The sequence below is a fragment of the Rhodoferax sp. RT5P35 genome, assembly GCF_056521385.1.
The window spans coordinates 1-1,244 of the sequence record NZ_JBWMAX010000203.1 but is presented as its reverse complement, the minus strand read 5'-3'; the positions used below and the strand labels follow the sequence as shown (position 1 = coordinate 1,244).

Below are 1,244 nucleotides of genomic sequence, written 5' to 3'. Positions count from 1 at the left end.
TGCGGTGCATGGCGTACAGGGACTGCAGCAGGTGGCCGGTTTCGTTGCCAGGGTGGGCCACGGCACCCACCTGCTTTTCCAGGTCGACGGCCAGTGTGCCCTCGGCCACCTGGCGGGCAATGTCCACGGCCTCCAGCAAGGGCCGGGTGATGGAGCGCGCCACCAGCGCTGCCAGCCCGACCAGAAATAGCGCCAGCGCCACGATGCCGGCGGCCAAGGCGTGCTGGGTCTGGGTCAGCACCTGCAGCCGGCTGTCCAGCTTGCGCTGCAGGGCCTGCAGCGCGGCATTGCTGAAGGCGGTTTGCGAGGCCAGGATGTCGTCCAGCACGGCCATGTCGTCGGCGCTGACCCGTTGCCTCTGGATGCCGCTGGCGATTTCCGGGTACAGCCGGGGGTGGATCTGCTGCCAGTGCACGCGGTTCAGCAAGGGCTGGCTGAGCTCGGCATGCAGCACGGGGTCGTTCTGGGTGGCGTTGTCCAGGGTGTTTTGCAGGCGGTCGAAGTCTTCGTTGATGCCGCTGAGCAGGGTGACGAGTTGGGTGTTTTCTTCGGGGGTGACCTGCTTTTGCGCCTGCAGCAGCAGGATTTTGTCGCGCACCTTGGACAGGGATTCCAGCAGGTCCAGCGATTCGACCAGGGCGGCGCGGCCGAGCAGGTAGGTGGGGGCCTGCGCATCCAGGCTGAAGCCGAAATCGTCCACCAACTGGTAGCGCATCTTCAACAGTTGGCCGATGGCATTGCTGTGGGTGTCATGGACCAGGCTGGGCGCCACATCCGGGGTGTCCAGAATGAGCTGCAGGTAGTTCCATTGGGCGACGGTGTTGTTCCAGAGCAGCTCGATCTGGTTGGTCTTGATGCGGGGCAGCAAGTCTTTGACCTGGGTCATCGCCCGGTCGATCTGCGAGCGGGCCAGCAGCATGGAGACCGGGGTTTCGGTATCGCCAGGGTGCAGCCGCGCGGCCAGCGTGCGGTGCCGTTGCAGCAGGGTGATGGCCTCCAGCACGGTACGCACCGGCTCCAGCCCCTCGTGCTCGCGCTCCAGGGCCCGGATGGCGGTGCTGGATTCACGCACATACAGCCACACCGGCGGGGCCAGCATCAACAGGCCCAATACGCCCAACAGGGCGAACTTGTGCCACAACTGCCAACGGTTCAACCAGGAGCGCATGTAGAGGGCCGAGTGAGGGAATGAAAGAAAAAACCAAGGGTACTAGGCTAATTATTTAATAGCTACCTGTGCAGGA

General features: G+C 64.1%; 1 protein-coding gene. It reads right to left on the bottom strand.

What is annotated here, in order from left to right; translation table 11 throughout:
- Positions 1-1,168: methyl-accepting chemotaxis protein (locus AC097L_RS24965; RefSeq protein WP_479589404.1), on the bottom strand; the 1,168-nt coding region annotated here is incomplete at its 3' end.
- Positions 1,169-1,244: the final 76 nt, after the last annotated feature.